The sequence below is a fragment of the Pseudomonadota bacterium genome, assembly GCA_016195085.1.
In the GTDB taxonomy this organism is placed as follows: domain Bacteria; phylum Pseudomonadota; class Alphaproteobacteria; order SHVZ01; family SHVZ01; genus JACQAG01.
In genome coordinates this window covers 1-2,909 of the sequence record JACQAG010000093.1, presented here as the reverse complement: position 1 = coordinate 2,909, position 2,909 = coordinate 1, and the positions used below count along the sequence as shown (strand labels likewise).

The window sequence follows — 2,909 nt, the reverse complement described above, 5'->3', positions numbered from 1 at the left end:
TCCCACGATCCGGTCAGGACGCGCTTTCCGTCCGGCGATACGGCGATCGCGTTGACCATGGCGCCGTGCCCCGCCATTTCGGCGCGGACGGACGATGCCGCGAGCAGGAAAAGGGCGATGAAGAGCGTTCGCATCACGTCAGGCATACCCCGAAACGAAAAAGGCCCGCGCCGATCCCTCGGCGCGGGCCCAACCTAGCCTGTCGTTCAGTCGTGACCCATCTTGTAGACCGGCATCGCCTGCCCCTTCACCTTGGCAAGCCAGACGCCGTGATGTTCCTTGGCCCAGTTCTCGTCGACCTGGCCCGTCCCCATCGCGTCGAAGGCCTGCTCCATGCCGAGCGAGCCGATGTAGATATGCGCGATCACGATCGCCGTCAGCAGGAGCCCGATGATCGAGTGGATGACCTGCATCGTCTGCATCGATGCGACGTCGCCGAACTGGAACGGGAAGAGCAGCCAGATACCCGTGATGCTGAGCGCCGTGCCGCCCGCGACGACCGACCAGAAAATGATCTTCTGGCCGGCATTGAACTTGTCCGCCGGCGGGTGCACGCCCTTCGAGAACAGCCCGCCGCCGACCGCGAGCCACTGCAGGTCAAGCTTCGAGGGGATGTTATGGCGCACCCACATCAGGAACATGAGCAGCACGCCAAGCATGAACGCGAACGACAGATAGTTGTGTGCGTATTTCAGAACCGTTGTGAGGGCTGCGAATGCGTCCGGACCGAGGAGCGGCAGCAGCACGTAGCGGCCATAGGTGATGTTGAGACCCGAAACCGCCAGAATCACGAATGCGCCTGCAGTCATCCAGTGGACGAAGCGCTCGACGCTGTTGAAGCGCTCGATCGTGCGGCCCGACAGGCCGCTATCGACCATGATCTTGCCGCGCAGCAGGTAGAAGGCGATCAGCAGGCAGCACATGCCCAAGATCAGCCAGGAGCCGAGAACCCGGATCGGCCCCTTGACCGTCTGCCGCCAGTCACGGCCACCCGGCTGGATCAGCGTGGCGGACTTCTCGTCGGGAATGCTGACGGTTCCGCGCGTGGGCGCGAGTGCATGCAGGAGTTCTGCGTCGCTTGCCATGAGGCCGACCTCCGGGCGCTGCGACGGGCTGCGATATTCGCCGACCGGCGGCGGCGGGAGGCGCGCGTTGTCGGAGGCACTGACCGGCGGCGTCGACGTGGCCGTAACCGGTGCCGGAGCAGGTGCCTGCGCATCTGCGGGAAGCGGGACAAGGCCGAACGCGACGACCGCGAGGGCGGCCCAGGTCAGGCGGCGGAATGACGTTGCGAACATCATGATCGTTCTCTCCTCTTCCGGCCTAGTAGCGCTGGGTTGCGGCGCGATTCGCGAGCGCGTCGCGCGCGGGCATCGGAACGGGTTGCGCGTTGCTGACCGCACGGCCCAGATAGCTGCCGGTGGAGCCGTCGCTCAAACCGCGGTCGCCCGCGCTGAACGTGAAGGCGACCGCAAACAGGCCTGCGAAAATCAACCACATCAGGTTTCTTTGACCGCTGGACATCATCTCTAACCCCTGCAACGCCGACACATGTTCGTGTCGCTTTCATCCTGGAACCCGGTGGTTCGCCGGCCGCCCCTGAAAGGCGGCCGGCAATCCGTCTCGGGTGTACCGGTACTAGGTGCGCGTACCCTCGCCATAGGCCGTCGCCCAGCCCCAGGCACCCGAACCGTAACCGCGCGTGACCACGCGCTCGCGGTAGATGCCCGCGATGACGTCGCCGTCGCCCGCGAGCAGGGCCTTTGTCGAGCACATTTCAGCGCACAGCGGCAGCTTGCCTTCGGCCAGACGGTTGCGGCCGTATTTGACGAAGCTCGCCTCGGTGTTCGACGGCTCCGGGCCGGCCGAGCAGAAGGTGCACTTGTCCATCTTGCCGCGCGTGCCGAAATTACCCGCCTGCGGATACTGCGGTGCCCCGAAGGGGCATGCGTAGAAGCAGTAGCCGCAGCCGATGCACAGGTCCTTGGAGTGCAGGACCACGCCTTCGGCCGTCTTGTAGAAGCAGTCGACCGGACAGACCGCCATGCACGGCGCGTCCGTGCAGTGCATGCAGGCCATCGAGATCGAACGCTCGCCCGGCTTGCCGTCGTTCAGCGTTACGACGCGCCGCCGGTTGATGCCCCACGGCACCTCGTGTTCGTTCTTGCAGGCGGTGACGCAGGCGTTGCATTCGATGCAGCGCTCGGCGTCGAGGAGGAACTTCATACGAGCCATGTCAATCGCTCCCTAGCCCTTAGGCCTTCTCGATGCGGCACAAGGTGGTCTTGGTTTCCTGCATCTGGGTCACAGGATCGTAGCCATAGGTGGTGATGGTGTTCACCGCCTCGCCCAGCACGATCGGATCCGTGCCTTGCGGATAGGACGAACGCATGTCCTTGCCCATCCAGTGGCCCGCGAAGTGGAACGGCATCCATGCCACGCCTCGGCCCACGCGCTCGGTCACCATCGCCTTGACCTTGATCCGCGCGTTGTTTTCCGGACCGAAGACCCAGACATCGTCGTTGTTCTTGGCGCCGATCCGGGTCGCGTCCGCCGGATTGATCTCGACGAACATCTGCTGCTGGAGTTCGGCGAGCCACTTGTTGGAGCGCGTCTCGTCGCCGCCACCTTCATATTCGACCAGGCGGCCCGACGTAAGAACGGTCGGGAACTGCTTGGAGACGTCGCGGTCCTGGATCGTCTTGAACAGCGTCGGCAGGCGGTGAAGCATCCGGTCGGTATAGGTCGGATACTTCGCGACCAGCTGGCGGTCCGGCGAATAAAGCGGCTCGCGGTGCGTGGGAACCGGATCGGGGAAGTTCCACACGTTCGCGCGTGCCCGAGCGTTGCCCTTCGGATCGCAGCCGTGAAGGATCGCCACGCGGATCACGCCGCCTGAGGTATCGAAG

4 protein-coding genes are annotated in these 2,909 nt (G+C 64.6%); all 4 read right to left on the bottom strand.

What is annotated here, in order from left to right:
* Positions 1-206: 206 nt before the first annotated feature.
* On the bottom strand, positions 207-1,301 hold the full coding sequence (locus tag HY058_22520) for a formate dehydrogenase subunit gamma (protein MBI3500078.1): 1,095 nt from the start codon (positions 1,299-1,301) through the stop codon (positions 207-209).
* 22 nt (positions 1,302-1,323) lie between these two features.
* Complete coding sequence (locus HY058_22515; protein MBI3500077.1) at positions 1,324-1,500, bottom strand: hypothetical protein; 177 nt, start codon at positions 1,498-1,500, stop codon at positions 1,324-1,326.
* A 138-nt stretch (positions 1,501-1,638) separates the two neighbouring features.
* On the bottom strand, positions 1,639-2,235 hold the full coding sequence (locus tag HY058_22510; GenBank protein MBI3500076.1) for a 4Fe-4S dicluster domain-containing protein: 597 nt from the start codon (positions 2,233-2,235) through the stop codon (positions 1,639-1,641).
* Between the two features lie 19 nt (positions 2,236-2,254).
* Positions 2,255-2,909: formate dehydrogenase subunit alpha (locus HY058_22505; GenBank protein MBI3500075.1), on the bottom strand; the 655-nt coding region annotated here is incomplete at its 5' end.

Excerpts from the sequence above, each read along its gene's own strand:
- HY058_22515 (MBI3500077.1), bottom strand. The coding sequence starts at position 1,500 with ATGTGGTTGATTTTCGCAGGCCTGTTTGCGGTCGCCTTCACGTTCAGC.
- HY058_22520 (MBI3500078.1), bottom strand. The coding sequence starts at position 1,301 with ATGATGTTCGCAACGTCATTCCGCCGCCTGACCTGGGCCGCCCTCGCG.
- HY058_22510 (MBI3500076.1), bottom strand. The coding sequence starts at position 2,235 with ATGGCTCGTATGAAGTTCCTCCTCGACGCCGAGCGCTGCATCGAATGC.